Here is a 21,915-nt window from a genome sequence, read left to right as displayed (position 1 = left end):
ACCGCTTACCGCTTACCGCTTACCGCTTACCGCTTACCGCTTACCGCTTACCGCTAACGTTGGGATCTTGTAACATTGGATTGCTATGAAAAGTTACCGTGCCTAAATTTAAGGCGTCTTTAAAACCCGGTGTCGAGCGGTTTCCGTGTGGGCAATGCGGCGCGATTTTGAAATATGCGCCCGGTACCGAGCATCAGGTCTGCGAGTATTGCGGATTCGAAAATCATATCGAGCCAAGCGCCGCACCGATTCAGGAATATGACCTGCAGCAAGCTTTGCGGCAATTGGCTCAACCTCAGGCTGAGACGGTTAAGGCGCAGATTCATTGCGATGAATGCGGCGCCGGGTTTCAGTTCGATAGTCATATTCATGCCGGCGAATGCCCGTTTTGCGGTACGCCGATCGTGACGACGACCGCGCAAGCCAAGCCGATTCAGCCGAAATCGCTGCTGCCGTTTGCAATCGGCGAAGCAGAAGCTAAACAGCATTTTCAACGCTGGATCGCGAAGCTATGGTTTGCGCCGAATACGGTCAAAAAATACGCCCGTAGCGATACCAAGTTGACAGGGGTTTATTTGCCTTATTGGACTTTCGATAGCGACACCGAGACCGATTATGTCGGTGAGCGAGGCGATGTCTATTACGTCACGGTACCGGTTCAAGTGGTACGAAATAACCGTACCGTCACCGTTATGCGACGAGTGCCGAAGATACGCTGGACGCCGGTTTCGGGTCGCGTACGGCGTTTTTTTGACGATGTGTTGGTGGGCGCGAGCAAATCGCTGCCGCGTAAGATTCTGGATGCTTTGCAGCCTTGGGATCTCTACAACCTGATGCCTTACGACGAAAAATATTTGAGCGGTTTTCGTAGTGAATATTACCAAATCGAAATCGATGAAGGCTTCGATGCGGCTAAGCAAATCATGGATAGTGTGATTTACCGGGATATCGCGCGCAACATCGGCGGCGATCATCAGCGTATCCATCAGGCAAGAACAAGGCACGACAAAACGACTTACAAGCATTGTTTGCTTCCGGTCTGGTCGGCGGCGTTTCGCCATCGGGATAAATCTTATCGTTTTGTAATCAACGGTCGGACCGGCAAAGTGCAAGGCGAACGGCCTTATAGTGGGTGGAAAATAGGCTTTGCGGTGCTAGCCGCGCTGCTGACGGCTGCCGGTATTTATTATTATCTCGATGCCAGCGGCATGCTGCAGAATATTCAGCAAAGCGATTATGATGTCGCGCCTTATCATCAGCAATGGTGAGGTGATTTAGAGGGGGCTTGGAATCATGAAGACGGCGAATGGGTAGGCTGTCGAAAAAAAAGCCATTTTAGCTAATGTCTGTGTTCCCGCTTTTTAATCCCAAAATATCTTGGAAATTGTTTGTGATCATAGCTATAGAGCGACAGGCGTAGGGTGCGCATCGCGCACCTGAGTCGGGAAATAATGGGTTCGGCGCCGTGGAAAGGTGCGCGATGCGCACCCTACGGCTTCTTACTCCCCGGTGTTAATGCTATAGACACCCGCACGACACGGGCTTTTCGGAATCAGGCAAACAATTTTGCGTTAAATGAGGGTTGCGATTACAATCATTCTATGTTTTAAGTTTCATTTAATTTAAATCTATTGGGTGAAAGAGCGCCGAGTTCAAAAATAACAATGAATAATGCATACATCGGTCGCACAGTCAGCGAAACTCCGTTTCAACTCGAACTACTTGCGGCAAAGACAAGGCAAGCGATAGCTTGTGAATTCAGCAAGGCGTGTCGACTCGGTAGCGATACCGATAACGATGTTCAGGTAACTGGAGACGGGGTTTTACCCCGGCACGCCAAGATTTTTGTTAGTGAAGATAGCGCATTATTCATTGCTGCGATCGACGATGCGCCAATTACCGTTAATGGCACGCTTGCAGACAAACCATTGATGCTGAATAACGGAGATTGGCTTTTATTCGGTTCCACGCCTTTTCAAATCAAGTTTCAATCCAGTCAAGCCGCTGATGAGGTTTTGTCCGGCGACGATGCATCGGCCGGCATTGCACTAACCGGAAAGTCGGTGTTGACGATAGGCCGATTACCTCAATGCGATATTACGATACCTTCGCCGTTGGTGTCCCGCGAACATGCCAAATTAACCAGGGAGTCTACGGGGTGGGTTATCGAGGATTGCGGTAGCACCAACGGAACCTTTGTCAATGCGGTGCGCATCACCGGAAAACAACCGGTGATGGTCAACGACTGGTTGAGTTTCGCCGCGTTCGACTATCGGTTTGACGGGCATGCTATTTTTCCATCGAACCAAGACGGTCAAGTTAAGATAGAGGTGTATCGGTTGACCAAAGAGGTCAAGGATTCGTCGGGTCAGGTTAAACGTTTGTTGGATAGTCTGAGTTTTGCCATTCATCCGGGCGAATTTGTCGGCATTTTCGGCACCAGCGGCTCGGGTAAATCGACGTTGTTGGATGCGCTGAACGGGCGACGGCCTGCCACTAGCGGTGAAATTTTATATAACGAAATCGATTTGTACGGCGCGTTCGATTTGTTTCGTGCGGCGATCGGCTATGTGCCTCAGCAGGACATCGTGCATCGCAAAATCGTTATGCAGCATGCGTTGAAATTTACCGCTAAACTGCGTTTGCCGCCCGATACCTCGGATTTTGAAATGGATGAAAATGTCCTGAAGGTGCTTGAAAAGGTCGGGTTGGCCGAGAAGGCGGGATTGGCTGTCGATACGCCGACACCTTTGAGCGGCGGTCAACTGAAACGCGTTAGTTTGGCGGTGGAATTGGTCGCCAATCCGAATGTGTTGTTTCTGGACGAAGTGACTAGCGGACTGGATGCCGGTACCGATAAAAAAATGATGCAATTGTTTCGGAGTTTGGCCGAGGACAAAAAAACGGTCGTTTGCGTGACTCATACGCTGGAAAATATCGATACCTGTCACCTTGTCTTATTACTGCACCAGGGGCGTTTGGTTTTTTATGGACCGCCTCAAGCCGTGATCGGTTATTTCGGGATCGATCGGTTATCCGATGTCTATGAACTGCTCGAAAGTCGATCGGCTTCGTATTGGGCCGATAAATACCAAGCCTCGAATTTTCACGATACTTATGTCGAAAAGCGTTTGAAACTATCGGAGCAACACGACAATAAAGATGTTCTAAAATCAAACACGCGACCGACGAATAACAAATGGTTGCAGAGTTGGCGCCAAACCAAAACGTTAATGTCGCGTTATTGCGAATTGATTTTGTCGGATCGTAAAAATCTACTAATTTTAATCTTACAGGCGCCGTTGATCGCGTTGATCGTCAGTTTGGTATTCGAGATGGACGATCAGATAGCTCTGCGAGCGGCCAAGCAAAGCCAGATTCTGTTTATCATGGTGTTGTCCGCGATTTGGTTCGGTTGTCTTAATTCCGCACGGGAATTAGTTAAGGAGTTGCCTATTTATATTCGCGAACGCTCGGTAAATTTAGGCTTGGGGCCTTATATCGTTAGTAAATTGATTCCGTTATCGTTGCTTTGTTTTGTGCAATGCTTCTTGTTATTAGGCGTGATCGCGTTATCGATATCGGTGCCGGGCGATCTGGTGCAACGTTTTTTGATTTTGTTTGCATCCGGCATGGCGGCGACGACGATGGGTCTTTGCGTGAGCGCCTTTGTCAATTCCAACGATAAAGCGGTTGCGACGGTGCCGATTTTATTGATTCCGCAGGTCATTTTATCCGGTGCAGTGGTCAATCTCGAAGGCGCCGGGCTCTGGATAGCCAAAACGACGATGATTTCTTATTGGTCTTTCGACGCGATGAAATTGACGCTCGGCGAGGAGATTAGGGCTGTCAAGGATTTAACCGGAACCACGGTCGTATCCATCGCTGGAAGCACAGGGAGCGATTTGGCGGCGATTGCCGGGTTGGGTTTGTTTTTTCTGATCGCGACGGCAATAGGTCTGAAACTCAAGGATGCTAAAAAATAATCGAAGCCGATTTGAACACATATGAATGAAACAGTACAAGAACAGCCTCGTACCTGTCCCAAATGCGATCACCCGGATACGGCCGATGCGATCGCGCAAAATAAATACCGGTGTACGCAATGTCAATACGAAATAGCGCATATCGATACCTCGCCTAACGGCTCGATACGCGGTATTTTCGGTTGGTTGAAAGGCGTCGGCGATTTGATTGGCGATCGCTATATCATCCAAACAGTATTGGGAAAAGGCGGTTTTGGCGCGACTTATCTGGTCGAAGACCAACGCGTGAAAGGAAAACGTTGGGCGCTCAAGGAAATTCCCGAGATGCTGTTCGATGAATATGAAGTCTCGTTGTTGAGCAACCTCGATCACCCCTCGATCCCGATCATTGTCGACCGTTTCAATGAAAAAGGCATGGTCTATTTAGTGTTGAAATTCGGCGGCAGCCGAACCTTGGCCACCGAATGCAAGCGGCTCGGTAGAATTGTCTTTGCGGACCTTAAGGACTGGGTCGTTCAGGTCGGGCAGGTGCTCGAATATCTGCATTCGCGAAATCCGCCGATTATCCATCGGGATTTGAAGCCGGAAAACGTGTTGCTGGACGATGAAAACAGAATCATGCTAATTGATTTCGGCATCGCCAAGGAATCTTCACCCAACGAAATGACCCGTACGTTGGGGAGAGCGGCCTCGTTCGGTTTCAGTCCGCCAGAGCAGGTCATGGGCACCGGTACCGACGTTCGGTCCGATATTTATTCATTGGCGGCCACGGTTTATTTTGCCGCGACCGGTCAAACGCCAGTCGCGGCGCATGAAAGGGTGTCCGGTAAAGCTTTGACGCCTCCCAAACAAATTGCGCCCGAATTGCCGGACGTAATCAACAATATGATTCTTAAAGGATTGAATCTCAATGTCAACGAGCGCCCGCAGACCGTAGCGGAATTCATCGGCGTATTTTCAGCCGGCAGCCCAGTTGACGAGGAGGCTTTGCTGTCTGGTAAAACGGTGCAAATTTCGGATCTGCAATTCGGGCCGGTTATTAAGACCCAAGGGAATCGTTCGCAGCCGATCCCAAGTTCAACGACTCACTATGCCGAAGCCGACAATAGCTCCATAAAAAAGCTGGCGCTTGTGCTTGTCGTTGTCGTAGTGCTGTTTTCTGCTTTTGCCGGCGGCGCCTATTGGCTGTTTTTCAAAGACGGATCGGATGAGGCGCCGATTGCAAGTGTCGGTCCCGAACCCGAGTCTTTACCGCGTGAGACCGGAATTGCCGAAGGGACGGTTCCTGCCGCAATGGATTCGCCGTTTTCCGCTCCCGCCGCTGTTTCGGAGCCTGTCGCGCCTTCGTCAAAGAAGCAATCTGCCGATTCCGGGTTATCGGCGCTGGAAATATTGAATAAACGCAGGACCGTTCAGCCGGAATCCGATAGCAAGTCTTCGGTTAATAAAGCTTCGCAAACACTTGATTCGAATCGCGTTGTTCAGCAACCAAGCGCGCCTCCGAAACCGGTTGCACGGCCTAAACCGAAGCCGAAACCTAAGCCTAAACCGATAGCCAAAACCGAGCCTAAGGAAGATAATTCCGGCTGGGTTATTATTCCGGGACAAACACAAAAAATACGTTAGGCGGGCATTCCGGAACCGAAATTTCACTAGCAAAGGGTATAAAAAGGTTAGTCGTTGTTTATGGGGGAATCGGACATTGAGTCCGATGGGTAAAACACTACTTTATAATGAGGAGTCTACGTCATGATGAAAAATTCAAGACAAACGCAACAGACCGGCAAAAAACGGTTTAACGGGGCAGGGAGCTTTATAGTACCTGTTTTGGTTTTAATGCAAGCCTTGTTTCTTACGGGGCCTGCACATGCCGGCGGCTACGGATTTGCTGCGCCCGGCGGTTACGGCGTTAAAGTCTATCGGGTAAATTATGCCTTGTATCCGTTTGTGCAATTGTATATTCGGACTTTCGATCAAAACATGCAGCCTTTGGTGAATCTCAATGAAATGAATATCGGACTGATGATCAAAGGCAAAAGCTACGATCCGATGAAACGCCAATACGGTATTCAAAGCATCCGCAATCGAAGTGAGGCAACCCGTTCCGTATTAGTAATCGATGCCAGCAAGTCGATGGCGGGAACCGCATCGGAAACCGCGCTCAGAGCCGCTGCCCGCTTTATCGACAGTAAACGGCCCCAGGATGAAGTGGCGATCCTGGCGATACGAGATACCAAAGAAGGCTATGATCTGGTATCTCAATTCGAAAGGGATGCTGGCGCCCTTGCCAGAAGGTTGGCGGATATTCGAATCGATGGTATGAAAAGCCGTATTTACGATAGTATCGGGGCGGCGATTCAGATGTGCGGCATGTCGGCGCAAGGATCGTCAGTGGACCCTTCGGCCGACAATGTCATCGCATCGTGTTCGGTGGTCGTTTTTTCCGACGGACGAGACGAAGGCAGTGCGCTTTCTCGAGAAGAGTTGAATGGCCGAATTACTTCGATGCGGATTCCCATTCCCGTGTATTCGCTTGCTTACGGCAAGAGTTCAGTGGACTATTTTAGAAATCTCGAATCCATATCGAAAAACTCGTTCGGCATCTATTATTCATTAGGCGAAACCTATGACAGGATGCAACGCATCGTCGAAGAAATTCAAAACATTCTCCAAAGCGACTATGTTGTGACCTTCCGATCTTATATTCCGGTTGACGGCGAGCAGCACTCGTTTAAGGTCGGTATCGAATATCCGACAGGTAGCGGTAAATATTATTACGATAATGGTCAATTCGAAGCGATAGAGCCGCCGCCTATCCAAGCGATTGATAACTACCTCAACCTATTGAATCAAAAAATTCCGCTTCTGCCGGATAACGATCCTTTTTATAAAAGGCCGTCTGTACAGTAGCAGCGCTAATCTAATGAGGATTTCATCATGAATCATGCATTCCCAAAAACCGCCCTAAGTGCGGTTGTATGTGCCAGTCTGATCACGGGATGTGCGACTACTCCCGAAAATCAACAAGCCATTGGTGCGGGATTGGGCGCGGTGGCAGCCGGTTTGACGACCGGTCTGTTGACCGGTAATGTCGGCTACGGTTTAGCGGCGGCGGCCGGCGGCGCCGCACTCGGTTGGGGCGCCGTCAAATTAGCGCAATACAGTTCTGAGCAGGTGCGCAGTCCTGCCGAGGACCAATCGCTATACGGGTTTACGCCTGCCGCCAATACCGTGCTGGTCCGTTTGAATAAAGGCACGGCTTCGCCGGATACTGTGACGCCAGGGCAACAAGTCATGGTTGCCAGCGATTATTCATTATCGGTACCGCAAAATCAAAGCATAGCCTCGGTCGAGGAAACCTGGACCTTAAAAAAGGACGGGAAGGTGATTTTCGAGGCCCCGTCTCAAAATGTGCAGCGTTCCGCCGGCGGTTATGCCGTCAATGCGACGATTCCGATACCTAAGAATGCATCGGCCGGTACTTATGTCGTCGAAACCAAAGTGCAAGCCGGCACCAGCAGCGATATCAATCAGGCCGTATTTATCGTTCAATAAGCGCTACTCCCTTTTGATCGAAAAACCGTATAAGAAAAAAGGTATGGGATATGTCTATCGAGGACCGCCGTAAACCCATCCATGGGGGCTTGACGGCAGCAATCCCTGCTGCCGACATCCTCGCTAGCCACACCCCATACCTTCATAAAGTTAGCCATTTTTTGAGTATAAAGGGAGTAATGTTCCGCTTGCGGATAATGAAAAGCAGTGCGCCAAGGACGATTGCAGGGGTGTTTTTTTATTTGCTGATCGGCGGCTGTTTGATTTTAAGGTCGGCTTGGGCAAATTGCTCCGGCGAACAGCAGCATTCCGCGAATGCCGCCTATCGTATAGAACAGGAATGGCCGTTACGGCCGAGCCAGGACGTCGTCAACCGATATCTGCAAACTCTCGGGGAGCGTCTTGTTCCCCGAAACGGGCCTTGGTTAAAGTGGTTCACGCCAATCGATTGGCCGGCTTCGGGATGGCGTTTTTTCACAGTCAGGGATAGCTCGGTCAACGCGTTTTCGATTGGCGACGGACGCACTTATATCACCGAAGGCAGTTTTCATTTCGTCAATAACGAAGCCGAACTCGCGGCGATATTGGCTCATGAAATGGGGCATCAATTAGCCGGTCATTTTTGTCTCCGTTCAGGCGTATCTAGCAAAAAGCATAGGCAAATAGGCACGCTGGTGCAGGTTATCGATATCGATAGGGAAATCGAAGCGGATGCGATCGCATTGGATATTTTGCAGGCCGCCGGTTTTCCGCCTGACGTTTTGCTGAATGTCATTGATCGCTTGCCGGTAAAAGGCGACGCACAGCAGCATCGAACTCGGCTAAATAAGCTATCGAAGCGATTGGAGCCGGGAGTCAATGATAATTTCTCAAGTTCCGTAGAGTTTTTTCGGATAAAGCGATTATTATCCGAATAGGAGCGGGCATGAAATTCGACCTATTTAAACGATTTATTCATAATCAAGCCGAAAAGTCCGATAGGCTGAGTATTCAATTTAGTTGTTTTACTCATCCGGGTAAAGTTAGAAGCAATAACGAAGATAGCTTTTTAGTGCTGCCTGAAATGGGTATTTGGGCCGTTGCAGACGGCATGGGCGGACATAATTGTGGAGAAGTTGCCAGTGCGGTCGGGTTAATGACCTTGCATCGCGAGCTGGCTTCCGGAGCAAAATTGATCGAAGCTATTCAACGCGCGCATCTCGAAATCAAGGAGCAAGCTTTCAAAGATGCCGAAGCCCAAGGGATGGGAATGACCTTGGTCGCGGTACAAATAGAAGAGGGGCGTTATCAAATTGCCTGGGTCGGTGATAGCCGCGCCTATCTCTGGCGGAATAATGGGTTAAGGCAATTGACCAAGGATCATAGCTATGTACAAATGCTGATGGATCAAGGCTTAATCGATGAAGAAAGCGCCAAGACCCACCCCTATAAAAACGTCATCACACAAGCGATCGGCAGCTCCGACCAAGAAGTCGTGCAAGTGGATGTGGTCGAGGAAAAACGCGAGAAGAAGGATATTGTATTACTTTGCAGCGACGGCCTGACCGGTCAAGTACCCGATTCAACAATCGCGACCATACTCGCAGGGGATGGGAGCTTGGATAATAAGGCCGAGCAGCTTTTGGCAGAAGCGTTGGCGAATGCGGCCGACGATAATATTACATTGATTTTGTTGGCCGAATCCCAGACGAACTGTCCGTAAAACCCTAAAGGCTGTCGTCGTCGCGTTAAATTTACAATAATTCCTTCAGCTGATGGAAAGGAACCGGCTTGCCGAACAAATAGCCTTGCACGGTGTCGCAGCCGTATTGTTTGACATAGTCGTATTGAGTTTCGGTTTCGACGCCTTCGGCTACGACCTTTAAATTCAGATTGTGCGCCATTGAGATAATGGTTCGCACGAGCGTTTCGTCATCGGCGTCATGTCCTAGATCATGCACGAATGAACGGTCGATCTTCAATGTATGTAGCGGAAGTTGCTTCAAACGGCTCAGTGATGAATAAGCGGTGCCGAAATCGTCGATGCTTAGCTCGATGCCCAGTGTACAAAGCTGCTCCAAAATTGTACAGGCGTCTATGCTGCCGGGGCCAAATAGGCTTTCGGTAATTTCCAGCTCCAATTTGTCTCCGGGAAAGCCAGTTCGTTGCAAGATTCCGGAGATCACTTCGACAAGGTCTTCGCGAATGAACTGGGCCGGAGACAGGTTGACCGCGAGCCGTAAATCGGCTTCGCCGCCGGTGCAGCACGCCAGCATTTCGCGGCAGGCGTTTTCGAGCATCCATTCGTCGATCAAAGCGATTAGGCCGCATTCTTCGGCCAGCGGAATGAATTCCGAAGGAGCGATTGGTCCTTCTTCAGAATCGGTCCAGCGCGCGAGCGCTTCGACGCTGACGATCGCAAGACTGAGCGTGTCTCTTCTGGGTTGATAATGGATGTTGAATGCGCCCTCTGCAATCGCTTTACGCAACTTGTTTTCGAGAGCCAGACGGCGCACCGCGCGATCATTCATGTCGGACGAGAAGAACGTAAATTGATTGCGGCCCCGGTCTTTCGAACGATACATCGCGGTGTCGGCATTTTTGACGATAGTTTCGGCGTGGTTGCCGTCTTCCGGAAACAGGCTGATGCCGATGCTGGTCGTGATGTGTAAACTGTATCCCTCGATCGGTATCGGTTCGGCGATCGCAGCGATCAGTTTGCTCGCCACTTCGGCGGCATCGGTGCCTTGGCGAATTTGCGTGAGTAAAACCGCGAACTCGTCGCCGCCGAGACGGGCCAGTGTATCGCAGTCTCGAATGCAGGCCAGAAGGCGTTGCGAAACTTGCATGAGTAACTTATCGCCGACCGCATGTCCCAGCGTGTCGTTGATCGTTTTGAACCGGTCGAGATCGAGAAACATCACGGCGAGCCTCTGTCCGTGGCGCCTGGCCTGGTCGATAGCGAGCTTCAAATGGTCGTCGAAAGTGATACGGTTAGCCAAACCGGTCAGCATGTCGTGATAAGCTTGATGTTCCAATTGACGAGTCAATTCGGTTAGTTCGAGCGTGCGTGCTTCGATTCGTTCCTCCAATTCATCGCGCGCCTTCTGCAGTTCGCGGTCACGCAACTGGATTTGCCTCAGCATATCGTTAAAGTCGTCGACTAGCGTGCCGATTTCGTCCGATGAGATTTTTTCCGCGCGCAATCCGTAATCCTGGCCCTCCGAGACGCGGCGAGCGGTCTCGGCGAGTTTTAATATCGGCTCCGAAACCAGTCGTTGTAGGCGGCTAGATAGCAGGAGGGCGGTCGACAGCGACAGCAATAATACGCCTAAGGCAATGATCAGATGGAATGTCTGGCGCTGTTCCCAATGACTTAGATCCGAAATCAGCAGAATGTTGCCGATCTGATGACTGTCGAGCAGTATCGGCGAAACGACGAAAAAATTCCCGTCTATGCGACCGGTTTCTTCGGCGGGAAAGGCGGGAGGAATGCTGTGCTCGTCGCGATCGAAGTGAGCGAACATGACGCCATCGCTCGAAAACAACACTGCAGAAACAATGTCTGCTTCATTCTTGAGACTCTCGAGCGTTTTGTCTGCCGATTCCGCGTCGCCGAACGTCAACGCCGCAATCGAGTTATGGCCGATGACGCCGGCTTGAGCCTGCAAACGCTCAAATATCGCGCTACGCATCGACAGCCAATCGTTTACAGCAAAACCGACGGCCGATAACAACAATGCGCAACTACTGGTCAGTAGCAACATCAGCATTAGTTTTTTTCTGATTGAATTTTTACCGAAGAGCTTCATGGCTTCAGGGGGCTTCGTCGACGATTGTCGCCAATTTCAATAATTGCGAACTCATTTTCAGCCCGGCTTGGCGCGATCGGTTGAGATTAATTTCAAATCCGATGCGCGTGTCGTCTCGCACTAGGCTGATCATGATGTCGCTTCCCGCGTGCAATAATGAGTCGGATTCGGTCAGGTCGGCGATCGTCAAGAGTGGAATGGTCGGGCCGAAACGGGCTTCTTTGAGGTAGCTCCGGAGTTCATTATGGGCGATCAGCAGAATGTGACAAGAGTCGTTCTCGTTTAGGCTGTCGACTCGGGTTATCGAAACATGGCGTCCGCTAACCATTTCTCCTTGAATCAAATCGACTGCTTGATGGATCGGATTGCTGCGATAGAGACAAAGCAATAGCTGTTCGTCCTTGCTTTCGAATGCCTCGGGCGGCCATGAGACGAAACGAGCAATATTCAGGACGAATGCAGCCTTGATGCGGTCGACACGATCGGATTGGGGGTCCGCAGCGGCATTAACAGTGAACAAGAACCACGCGAGCGCGGTGAGCAGCTCTATACGAGGCCGACAAAGGCGCAAGCTTGTTTTAAAACCGCCGCCTCGGGTCTTGATGTCCTTTCTGATCGGCTGTTCAGTCAAGGATCAAAACTCCATTTAAGTTGCCCCCAGATTTCGCGTTCGCTTCGCTCGGTGTTGTACTGTGTGCCGAAATCGGCTGCCGGATCGAAGACCCGGGTGTCGAACACATTATCGATTCCGAAGGCATACGAAAGGTTTTGTGTAATACGGCCGGAGCCGAAAACATTTGCGATCAAGAATTCTCTCGAGTCGTCTCTTCTGAAGGCATTGGTGTCCGGACGGTTGCTGGTATAGAACAGCGAAAAACCAAGATTTTGCCGCTCATAGTAATTGTAATTTAGGTTGAAATTGCCGTTCCATGAGGCTAGATAGGGCACATTGCCTGTTCCCCTGTCCTCGGCATGCAGATAGGAACCACTTAAACGCAGATTCAGAGCATCGATCGGTTGCATGTGGAAAACCGCTTCGACACCGTGTTGCTGCCATGTGTCGGAGCTATTGCGAAAATATTCGTCCGCACCGTTCGGAGTAGGTGTTTCATGAATGTAATCATCAACCTCGTTATAGAACAGCGTGACGTTGATGTTGGCCTGCTCCCATTGATAGAGATAACCGAGTTCCAGCGATCGGATGCGTTCAGGATCGGGGACCGGCGCGACGAAATCGGTGCCTTCCAATACCTTCAGATATTCGCGAAAAGTCGGTGTACGGATCGCCGTACCATAGAGCAGTTTCAAGGTTTGTCGGTCGGTCGGCGTATATACGAGCGCCGCGCGGTAATTAAAGAAATCGCCGAATTCGTCGAAGCGGTCGTAGCGTCCGCCGAGCGTCAAATCGAGTTGTGATGCGATGCTCCATACGTCCTGTACGTACACCGCAAAGTCGTCATTAGTGACATTCGGATTAGTCAATAAGCTTCCGGTTTCCGGTGTATCGAAAAATCCGCGATCGAAACGGAAACGGCGCTCGAAGTCCATATTCGTTGCTTCGGTTCGCAACCAATTGAACCCGAGTGCGAATACATGATCGTCGAAAAGGCGTTTGAAACCGGTCACTGTAGCGCCGGCCATTGCAGCATTTTGATGTTCTTCGTAGCCGAGTTGTTGCGTCTGCTGTTCTTTTTCGAACTCCCGGGCTCTATCCCAGTTGTAGAAAAAATTCGCCTGTATTTTGCCGCCATCGAGGTTGCCGGCTTCATAGAGCGCGGCCAGTGTTAGTGAATCTTCTTCGATAAAGGCATTCTGCGTATCAGGAATAAACAGGAACGGAGTGTTATTACGATAATAATCGGCGGTCAGCGTCAAGCCTTCGAATGGAGCCGCCTTCAAAAACAGGTTCGCATAATCCTCGTCGAGGGGTTGCAATGTTTCGCTGCCAATGAAGCTATTGCGGTCGCTTCTGAACGGAGCATCCTGCTCCAAATAACTGCCGAAGACCTGTAACTGTTTGCTGTTGTAAAGCAGCGTGCCTTTGCCGCGCGCATTACTGCCGCCTTCGGCAGTCGCTTCGATGCGTGAACTCTCGGCGAATTTGCGCGTCGTGACCGAAATGATGCCGCCGTAAGCATTGGCTCCATAGAGCGTCGACGCAGGTCCTAGAATGATTTCGACTTTTTCGATTTTTTCCAATGGAAAGTTGTCGCCGAGTGAGAAATTGCCGTAATAGACATGCTGCCTGCGGATGCCGTCGACCATTAGTACCAGTTTGTCGTTAAAGCGGTCCAGCAAGCCGCGCGCCCAGATTGCTCGGTGCCTTTTGCGATGTTGATTGAGTTGCATTCCGGGGACGAAGGCAAGGAGATCGTCGAGTCGCCGGATGCCGAGTCGGACGAAGGAATCGCGGTTGAAGCTATAAACGGTGCCCGGTGCCTTTGAATATTCTGTAGGTAACAGCGACGCGGCATTGAACACTTCAATATCCATCAATTCCTTGAGCGACATGCCGGTCAAATCGGCTTCGTCGAGGTCGTTGTCCGAGTCGGCTAAGGCGCCGGCATTCGTGAGCAACATCAGCGTAAATAGTCGCGCGCGAGCGTTGAAAAACCTTCCAAAGCGAAAAACGAGCGGCGGATATTCCCTGTTCTCAGAAAGCGGTGGGGGCAAGCGGAAATTCATCTTTATTCTTAACGGCTTTTTAGTGCTTTAGAGTCAAGAGAAGCTATCGCGGTAAGGTCAATTCGGTCGATCGCTGAATAAAAAGTCATTTTACAGGCATCGCGGAAAGTCGGGTGGGCCGAAAAAGGGGGGCGTGGCATCATTCCAGAGGTTGTTTTATTCGGGCCGAGGTGTTTTCTGTTCCGTTTGAAGATCATAATGCGGACCGTTCTTCGAACCGGCAAGTGAGAGGTGCCGAGCAGTCGATGATTCGATTGTGAATGCGATATGAGTTTAAACGAATCATCGTTTGCATTGAAAATAGAAAGATTGTGTCATGTTTGGTATTTTTTGATGACAGCATGGTCGATTGGTTCGAAGCGTCAATGATTTTAGATTGTTAAGTATAGTATTTACTGCGAAATTTAAAATAGAAAATGCAATCCAATGATACATAAGGCCATTCTACGTCATAATGGTGTAAAAAATCTTACGACTAGATTGAAGGCATGATGTGTGTGTTTGTCGAGGCGTCTATCTCTTAAAATCGATCCAGCGCTAAAATATGTGGAAATTAGGTGCTGGATGAATCTAACCATGGGGACTGGGTAGGAGCTTCCTGCAGACAAGCCCTACTTTTTTGCTATGTTCGCGTTAGCAGTTGAAGCAGTTCTCTTACCTGCTAAATAAGACAGTTAGGAAATAGTCAAAATAATTTTTTTTGACATACCGGTAAAGCTAAGAGTTTTAAGGATTTCGTGAAAAATAACTTCCTGGAACTATGAATTTTTTCAATCATTAGTCAATGAGACCTCGATACCATTTATTGTTACTTAGGAATATGCACAAATTTACTTCTACAAGTTTTAGGCATTGTGGTGGTTCGGCGACTCGCTTGACAGGACGCCGTGAACCCAGCACCTAAATCCAGCACCTAAATTCCATAGGTCTTTGGCAATGATTCAAAATCATGGCTTATTTAGGTGCTGGATGAATTATCCAAGATAGTTAACCATAGCCAAAAGGCTATGGAATTTAGGTGCTGGGTGAATACATCCATGTAGGCTCGACGGCGGAATCTGATTGCCATGGATGGCGTGAATGCAGATTTTGCAGGAGCAAAAATCTGCCCTGCCGCCGATGCCTGTCAATCGAGCCACCGAATCCCCTTTCAGCATTTGTCGAAGTTATTTCATGCTCGTTACTTAACACTTTCGGCCTCGAAATCACAATCTCCCACTTAGCGTCCGGGGCTCTTTTTGGGAGCGACGCCTTCGCCGCGATTATCGGAGCTGTTAACGCTCAAACACCAATTGCCTTACCGAATAACGCAGCAATTTAGCACTCGGTAGCTACTTTTGCACAATAGATATATTTATACTTGTGTATAACGGCGAGAGCACCAGCTTGGGAAACACGCCCGGGAAGCTCCAGCTTCCTGAACAGGTTGGAGCTTGGGTAACAGTATTAACCAGGACTGGAGATCGAAATGCGCATTTCAAATCGTAGATCGATTATAAATCCAGGGCTTGGCAATATGCGGAATGATAGCGGATACCCTTCCTTGCCGCCGACACCTTTTTTACCCTCAAATTGGGAATTGCTGCAATCGGGAAACCGAACCTGCCTACTCTACGAACATTAAAAAGTAGAAAAGTTATTTTTGACCAAGTTTTAAAATCTTTATCGCCGCGAATAAATCCTCAAAAGCCGATTCGTTTTCGGTGTCGATCTGTATAGTCATGTTTTGTTCCGGTTCCGTTAATGGCTCGTCCGAGCCGATTTGTAGTTGCAAAATAGATGGGGTGGCTTCGGAGGGGTCGTTGCGTTGCTGTTGCCTGATCTCGATCCGCTCGATTAAGGTTTGTAGGCTTGCTTTAAAATCCAGGATGAGTAGCGGAGCATCGATTTTTTCGGCTAATACAATAAAGTCCGCGCGTTGAGCGTGTTTAAGAAAGGTGGCGTCGACAATGACGCTGAACCCTTCGTTCAGGATGGCATGAGCCGTATCGATCAAGTGCCGATAGGTAATGCGACCGGCTTCGGCGTTATAAATGCCGCTTCCCGTTTCGGAATTCGTTGATTCTTGCGGAGCGAAACCATACAGGCGTTTACGCTCGATATCCGATCGCAGGTGGATTGTGCCAAGCTTTTCCGACAATTTTTCGGCAAAAAAGGATTTGCCGGACCCCGAGAAACCATGCGTGATTAATAACATTGGACTTGATGCTTGAATATGGCGTTCGGCCAAATCGGCATAGGCGTGGTATTCGGCGAGTATGCTATTGCGGTTGCTTGGGTCGGAATCTTGTTGCATTCTCAACAATGCTACCTTGGCGCGAACCAAGGCTCGGTAAACCAAATAATAGCGCAGTAACCCCAAGCCTTGATAATCGCCGGTTTGTTGTAGATAACGATTGAGCAGTCGCCATGCTAATAGTTTGAATTGGCGGTGAATCAAGTCCATGAAGATAAAGGCTATTTCGCTGGAGACATCGATCCAGCGCAGCATTGGATTGAATTCAATACAATCGAAGGGTGTCACCTGACCGTCGAACAGCGCGATATTGCCTAAGTGCAAATCGCCGTGACATTCCCGGATAAAGCCTTGGCGTTTACGTTGACGCATGAGTTCGGCCTTCTGTTGCCATTCGTTTCGAGTCCAGGTATGCAGGCTTTTCAGTCGGCGAATTTCCGCTATGTCGTCCAGCAACGGTTCTATGTGTTGAAAATTTTCTTCACTCCAATGTTTGATATCGTCCGGTTCGCCATAAGGCGATTCAAGACTTGCCGTTTCGGTGTCGGTATGAAATCGGCTGACGATTGAGGCGATGCCGTCAATATCGTCGGTTGTAAGCAGGTCGTTTTCGGCGCGCACACTCATGAGTCCTTGCTGATCGAATTGCCGCATTTTTACAGCATATTCGATTGCCATTCCTGTCCCTCCCATCTCGGGTTTTTTGGCGTTCCCAGTTATCGAAACGACGTCCAAATAAAGCGATGACGCAAAACGGCGGTTAAGCCGTAATTCTTCAAGGCAACAAAATCGACGTTTTTCGAGGGTTGAAAAATCCAGAAATCCGAAATCGACCGGTTTTTTAATTTTATAAGCGAATTCGCCGGTCAGCAGTATCCAAGAGATATGCGTTTCCAATAATTTAATCGTTGCGGTTTCGTGAGGATAGGCTTGACCGTCGAGAAGGGAGTGGATTAAACGTGTGTCAATGGTTTTCGAATTCATGGTTAAACCCGAAGCAGTTTTTTCTGTATGATACCGTTTATTCGAATCGTAGATCAAAATTCGGCACCGGGGACCTGTCAAAGGCCCAGCACCTAAATTCCATAGGTCCTTGGCAATGATTCAAAATCATGGCTTATTTAGGTGCTGGATGAATTATCTAAGACAATTAATCATAGCCAATGGGCTATGGAATTTAGGTGCTGGGTAAATACTTCCATGTAGGCTTGACGGCGGCTTTCCCTGCCGCCGACACCTGTCAATCGAGCCACCGAACCCCCTCCCAGAAGTTGTCGAAGTTATTTCATGCTCGTTCCTTAATCATGAAGCACATGAAGTCATTCAACTTTTGATCCCCAAAATGGGACTTGCTGGAATGATTGGCTTCGGTTGACATTGTTTGTTGCAACAAGCATTATCAGCCAAATTTATTTTAATTAAGACGCACATGAGTAACGACACGTTACAAATTCGTCGTATCGGTATCGATACGTATCATGAAAACGTTGCCTATTTAAACCGGGAATGCGCGTTTTACCGAGCCGAGGGGTTTCAGGCATTGTCGAAAATCAAGGTTTGCGCGAACGGCAATAAACTGTTGGCAGTACTCAATGTCGTGGACGATAGCTCCATCGTGCATTCCGGCGAGCTGGGTCTTTCTGAGCAAGCTTTTCAAAAACTCAATGTTGACGAAGGCGCATTAGTTACGGTTGAACATGCCGAGCCGCCCGTGTCGATGGATGCTGTTCGACGTAAGATTAACGGCGAGCGCTTGAGTCAGGATGATTTTACTAGTATTGCCAAGGATATTGCAGAGACACGCTATTCTAAAATGGAAATGGCTGCTTTTTTGGTCGCGACCGGTCAAAACAATCTCGACCGAGACGAGCTCCTATATTTGACGCGAGCAATGCTGGATTCGGGCGAGCGCATGAATTGGCACGAATCGCTGGTGGCCGACAAGCACTGTATCGGCGGCATACCGGGTAATCGAACTTCGATGTTGGTCGTGCCTATCGTCGCCGCACACGGCATGTTGATCCCGAAAACGTCGAGTCGGGCGATTACGTCGCCGGCCGGTACCGCCGATACGATGGAGGTTTTAGCCGAAGTCAATTTATCTCCTGAACGTTTACACGATATTGTGCGCCAGGAACGCGGCTGTCTAGCATGGGGCGGTACCGCGAAGCTGGCGCCGGTCGACGATCTGTTAATTTCGGTCGAGCGCCCGCTTGGGATCGACTCACAAGGGCAAATGGTAGCCTCGATTCTATCGAAAAAATTGGCGGCGGGTTCCACGCATTTGATCGTCGATATCCCGGTCGGGCCGACCGCAAAAGTTCGGCACATGCGTCAGGCGCTTGCTTTACGCAAGTTATTCGAGTTTGTCGGCGACCAGCTCAATATTCACTTGGAAGTCATGATTACCGATGGTCGCCAACCGGTCGGACGCGGCATCGGTCCGGTACTCGAGGCCCGCGATATCATGCAGGTGTTGGAAAATAATCCCGATGCGCCATTCGATTTGCGCCAAAAATCGCTGCAATTAGCCGGAAGAATTATTGAATTCGATCCCGATGTTAGAGGCGGGCAGGGCTATGCGATTGCGCGGGATATTCTCGATTCGGGCCGAGCAATCGCCAAAATGAACGATTTGATACAGGCTCAAGGCGCAAAAACCATAGACTTTACCCCCGGTATTTTATGTCATGAGGTTTGCGCGGATAAGGCGGGTATCGTGACCCATATCGATAATTTTCAAATGGCCAAGATTGCCCGAATTGCCGGCGCGCCGATGGATAAGAAAGCCGGCGTCGATCTGTTGAAAAAAATCGGCGAAAAGGTACAGAAAGACGAGCCGATTTATCGTGTCTATGCAGGTTTTTCGGCGGATTTCAAATTCGCGAAAACGCTAGCGACCGATGATAATGGTTATCGTATCGGCGTCGAGGGGCATGTTTTGAAACCGTTGGTGGCTTTCTAGATAATATGCTGATACTGGCCTTCCCCGATTATTGCGTACAAGCCGAGAGGTTGGCTTGCAGACTTGATTCGCCGTTCGAGCTCATTGGGTTGCATCGCTTTCCCGACGGCGAAAGTTTGGTTCGGCTTCCGGCTGTCTTGCCCGATCATGTTATCGTTTGCCGAAGTCTCGATCGGCCGAACGACAAGCTGGTCGAATTAATGCTGTTTGCCCGGACGGCTAGAGAATTGGGAGCTAAGCGAGTTACCTTAGTAACGCCATACCTTTGTTACATGCGACAGGATATTGCTAACCGACCCGGCGAAGCAGTCAGTCAACGCATTGTCGGCCGGTTGTTGGCTGATTTATTCGATGATGTTCTAACGGTCGATCCGCATCTCCACCGTATTTCTCATTTAAATCAAGCGATTCCGCTTGCAAATGCGGTTTGTTTGTCCGCTGCCGGCGCAATTGGCGATTACTTGAGCAATCAGTTCGACGATGCGATTCTGCTCGGTCCGGACAGCGAATCCGAACAATGGGTATCCGGTATTGCCGCACAAATCGGTTTTGACTATGCGGTAGCCGATAAAATCAGACGCGGCGACCGAGAAGTCGAAGTTACCTTACCCGATAAGGAGTTTAAGGATAAACTTGTCGTTATCATCGATGATATGGCCAGCACAGGAAGGACACTGGCTCGAACGATCGGTTTATTGCAAAATGCCGGTGCGCGTACCGTTTATGCCGCGATTACGCATCCGTTGTTTTGCGGCGATGCCGAGGCGCATATTCGCGCGGCAGGCGTCAAAGAAATTTGGAGTACGGACAGTATCGAACACCCGACATCTTGCATCAAGCTCGATGCGTTGTTGAGTGAAGCGGTCCGGTCGATTTTATAGTCCCAGTTGCATTAACAATAAGGTGATTTCATGCCGACTAAAAAAACTTTGGATAAAACCAAACTCGATCAAATCGTTCTCGATGCACGCCGCGGTCAGGCCGAACGGGAAAAGGGTTACCGCGAAAAAGCGCTGAAAATGTATCCGTGGATTTGCGGCCGTTGCGCGAGGGAATTCGATCACAGCAATGTCAGGGAATTGACTGTGCATCATCGCGATCACAATCATGATAATAATCCGGCGGACGGCAGTAATTGGGAGTTATTGTGTCTGTATTGCCATGACAACGAACATGCCCGCTATGAGCATGCGCATTATAATACCGGTTCAGCCAAAGACAACGGTAAAACTGCGACTTTCAATCCTTTCGCGAATCTCGAGAGTTTATTGAAAGGAAAGCAGTAACGCAGGCTGCTTTGCAAGTTGACCGGAGCCCGGTTGCATGCTTTGCGCGGTCATGTTTAAGGATTTTTTGGCAATGCTATTTTGTACGGTTACGGCTTGCACAGGTTAGGGTAATCCCTTGAAATCATTCATGAGCTTAAAGTGCTTCATGGTTAAACTGCAGAATTTAGGATAATCGGTTTATTTTGTCGAGAAAACCCAGTCGGTTTTTAAAAGCCATCCCATGTTTAAAAAATTCCTAAGCAAAATGACTCCGGCTCAAGCTAAGCAGGATGCCGGTGAGTCGTTGCTCGTTGAATATCGATGGCGGGTTGAACAAGGTCTTATCGAGTATGATCCAGCCCAGGTCGAGGCATTGCATTATCTTCAGGAAATGCTGGATAAATTGACATCCGAAAATCGGTCAGGATTTTTGAGGCTGCCTTCGACGCGCGGAAAACCTTGCAAGAATTTGTATATCTACGGCGGAGTCGGACGAGGCAAGTCGATGTTGATGGATTTATTTTACGACCATTGTCCGATTCAGGAAAAACGCCGGGTTCATTTCCATACGTTCATACTGGAAGTTCATGAGTTTTCTCATCGTTGGCGTCAGGAAAAAAAACAGGACGTCATTCATTCGCTGGCCGCTGAAATTAATGCCTCGACAAAACTGCTTTGTTTCGACGAGTTTCATGTGATTGATGTCGCCAATGCCGTTATTTTGGATCGTTTGTTCAGCCGTTTATTCGATCTCGGTACCGTCGTTGTGACCACTTCAAACCGGCATCCCGATGATTTATACCAAGGCGGATTAGTTCCGGAGCTGTTTTTAAAGTTCATTGAGCTGTTGAAGGCTTCGGCAGATGTTGTTGAGCTCGTTGCCAAACACGATTATCGCTTGACTCGTATTCACGGCGCTGAAATAACCTATTTTTACCCGCTTGACGAACACGCGGCTTCGGCTTTAGAGCAGTGTTACCGCGAAATGACCCATTCGGCACCGCTAAAGCCTTACAGTCTTAAGGTGTTGGGTAGAAATGTCGTACTGAGAGCCGCTCATGGCGATGTGGCGTTGACCACCTTTGATGAAATGTGCCGGCAGCCTTTAGGGCCGGCCGATTATTTGAAAATCGTGCAAGCTTTCAGGGTCGTGATTGTATCCGGCATTCCGAGATTCGGTTTTGATAATCACGACGAGGCCAAGCGTTTTTCGACATTGGTCGATGCTTTGTATTTTCATAAAGTCATTCTTATTTGCAGTGCCGAGGCTCCGGCTAGAGAGCTCTATGACGAGAACATACGCGCATTTTTCCTGAAGCGTACTGTTTCGCGATTGATCGAAATGCAGTCAGATTATTATTTAAAGCGGTGAGGAGTAAGCAGTAAGCAGGAAAGAGGAAAGAGGAAAGAGGAAAGAGGAAAGAGGAAA

The 21,915-nt window shown here is 49.3% G+C and carries 15 protein-coding genes; 11 read left to right on the top strand and 4 right to left on the bottom strand.

Going from position 1 to position 21,915, the window contains the following annotated elements; translation table 11 throughout:
- Nucleotides 1-98: 98 nt before the first annotated feature.
- The 7 genes from ACRJJO_RS19500 (at nucleotide 99) to ACRJJO_RS19470 (ending at nucleotide 9,243) form a co-directional block, all read left to right on the top strand.
- Complete coding sequence (locus ACRJJO_RS19500) at nucleotides 99-1,268, top strand: primosomal protein N' (replication factor Y) - superfamily II helicase (protein WP_431067268.1); 1,170 nt, start codon at nucleotides 99-101, stop codon at nucleotides 1,266-1,268.
- 396 nt (nucleotides 1,269-1,664) lie between these two features.
- Nucleotides 1,665-3,986: an ATP-binding cassette domain-containing protein gene (locus ACRJJO_RS19495; RefSeq protein ID WP_431067267.1), complete on the top strand. Its 2,322-nt coding sequence runs from the start codon at nucleotides 1,665-1,667 to the stop codon at nucleotides 3,984-3,986.
- Between the two features lie 21 nt (nucleotides 3,987-4,007).
- Nucleotides 4,008-5,612: a serine/threonine protein kinase gene (locus tag ACRJJO_RS19490; RefSeq protein ID WP_431067266.1), complete on the top strand. Its 1,605-nt coding sequence runs from the start codon at nucleotides 4,008-4,010 to the stop codon at nucleotides 5,610-5,612.
- A gap of 123 nt (nucleotides 5,613-5,735) precedes the next feature.
- A complete protein-coding gene (locus ACRJJO_RS19485) occupies nucleotides 5,736-6,896 on the top strand; it encodes a vWA domain-containing protein (RefSeq protein ID WP_431067265.1) in 1,161 nt (386 codons plus the stop codon).
- Between the two features lie 27 nt (nucleotides 6,897-6,923).
- On the top strand, nucleotides 6,924-7,541 hold the full coding sequence (locus tag ACRJJO_RS19480; protein WP_431067264.1) for a hypothetical protein: 618 nt from the start codon (nucleotides 6,924-6,926) through the stop codon (nucleotides 7,539-7,541).
- 197 nt (nucleotides 7,542-7,738) lie between these two features.
- Complete coding sequence (locus ACRJJO_RS19475; RefSeq protein WP_431067263.1) at nucleotides 7,739-8,458, top strand: M48 family metallopeptidase; 720 nt, start codon at nucleotides 7,739-7,741, stop codon at nucleotides 8,456-8,458.
- A gap of 8 nt (nucleotides 8,459-8,466) precedes the next feature.
- On the top strand, nucleotides 8,467-9,243 hold the full coding sequence (locus ACRJJO_RS19470) for a PP2C family protein-serine/threonine phosphatase (protein WP_431067262.1): 777 nt from the start codon (nucleotides 8,467-8,469) through the stop codon (nucleotides 9,241-9,243).
- A 31-nt stretch (nucleotides 9,244-9,274) separates the two neighbouring features.
- On the opposite strand, the gene ACRJJO_RS19465 is transcribed toward ACRJJO_RS19470, so the two are convergent.
- The 4 genes from ACRJJO_RS19465 to ACRJJO_RS19450 form a co-directional block, all read right to left on the bottom strand.
- Nucleotides 9,275-11,293, bottom strand: a complete 2,019-nt coding sequence (locus ACRJJO_RS19465) for a putative bifunctional diguanylate cyclase/phosphodiesterase (protein WP_431067261.1) — start codon at nucleotides 11,291-11,293, stop codon at nucleotides 9,275-9,277.
- Between the two features lie 43 nt (nucleotides 11,294-11,336).
- Nucleotides 11,337-11,963 (bottom strand): YfiR family protein, encoded by a 627-nt coding sequence (locus ACRJJO_RS19460; protein ID WP_431067260.1) that lies wholly within the window; start codon nucleotides 11,961-11,963, stop codon nucleotides 11,337-11,339.
- The gene (locus ACRJJO_RS19455; RefSeq protein WP_431067259.1) at nucleotides 11,960-13,912 is read right to left on the bottom strand and encodes a TonB-dependent receptor plug domain-containing protein; all 1,953 of its coding nucleotides are present in this window, start codon (nucleotides 13,910-13,912) and stop codon (nucleotides 11,960-11,962) included. Before ACRJJO_RS19455 ends, ACRJJO_RS19460 begins: the two co-directional genes overlap by 4 nt.
- 1,741 nt (nucleotides 13,913-15,653) lie before the next feature.
- The gene (locus ACRJJO_RS19450) at nucleotides 15,654-17,237 is read right to left on the bottom strand and encodes an AAA family ATPase (protein WP_431067258.1); all 1,584 of its coding nucleotides are present in this window, start codon (nucleotides 17,235-17,237) and stop codon (nucleotides 15,654-15,656) included.
- Nucleotides 17,238-17,682: 445 nt separating this feature from the next.
- Here ACRJJO_RS19450 and ACRJJO_RS19445 point away from each other — a divergent pair, with 445 nt between their 5' ends.
- The 4 genes from ACRJJO_RS19445 (at nucleotide 17,683) to zapE (ending at nucleotide 21,858) form a co-directional block, all read left to right on the top strand.
- Nucleotides 17,683-19,218: a thymidine phosphorylase family protein gene (locus ACRJJO_RS19445; RefSeq protein WP_404360060.1), complete on the top strand. Its 1,536-nt coding sequence runs from the start codon at nucleotides 17,683-17,685 to the stop codon at nucleotides 19,216-19,218.
- 5 nt (nucleotides 19,219-19,223) lie between these two features.
- Nucleotides 19,224-20,099, top strand: a complete 876-nt coding sequence (locus ACRJJO_RS19440) for a ribose-phosphate diphosphokinase (RefSeq protein WP_431067257.1) — start codon at nucleotides 19,224-19,226, stop codon at nucleotides 20,097-20,099.
- A gap of 30 nt (nucleotides 20,100-20,129) precedes the next feature.
- On the top strand, nucleotides 20,130-20,504 hold the full coding sequence (locus ACRJJO_RS19435; RefSeq protein WP_404360062.1) for a YajD family HNH nuclease: 375 nt from the start codon (nucleotides 20,130-20,132) through the stop codon (nucleotides 20,502-20,504).
- Nucleotides 20,505-20,727: 223 nt separating this feature from the next.
- Nucleotides 20,728-21,858, top strand: a complete 1,131-nt coding sequence (gene zapE, locus ACRJJO_RS19430; RefSeq protein ID WP_431067256.1) for a cell division protein ZapE — start codon at nucleotides 20,728-20,730, stop codon at nucleotides 21,856-21,858.
- The last annotated feature ends 57 nt before the right edge of the window (nucleotides 21,859-21,915 follow it).

It is taken from the genome of Methylotuvimicrobium sp. (assembly GCF_050611805.1).
Lineage (GTDB): Bacteria > Pseudomonadota > Gammaproteobacteria > Methylococcales > Methylomonadaceae > Methylotuvimicrobium.
The sequence above is the reverse complement of the archived record's forward strand: the minus strand, read 5'-3'. Positions and strand labels throughout refer to the sequence as shown.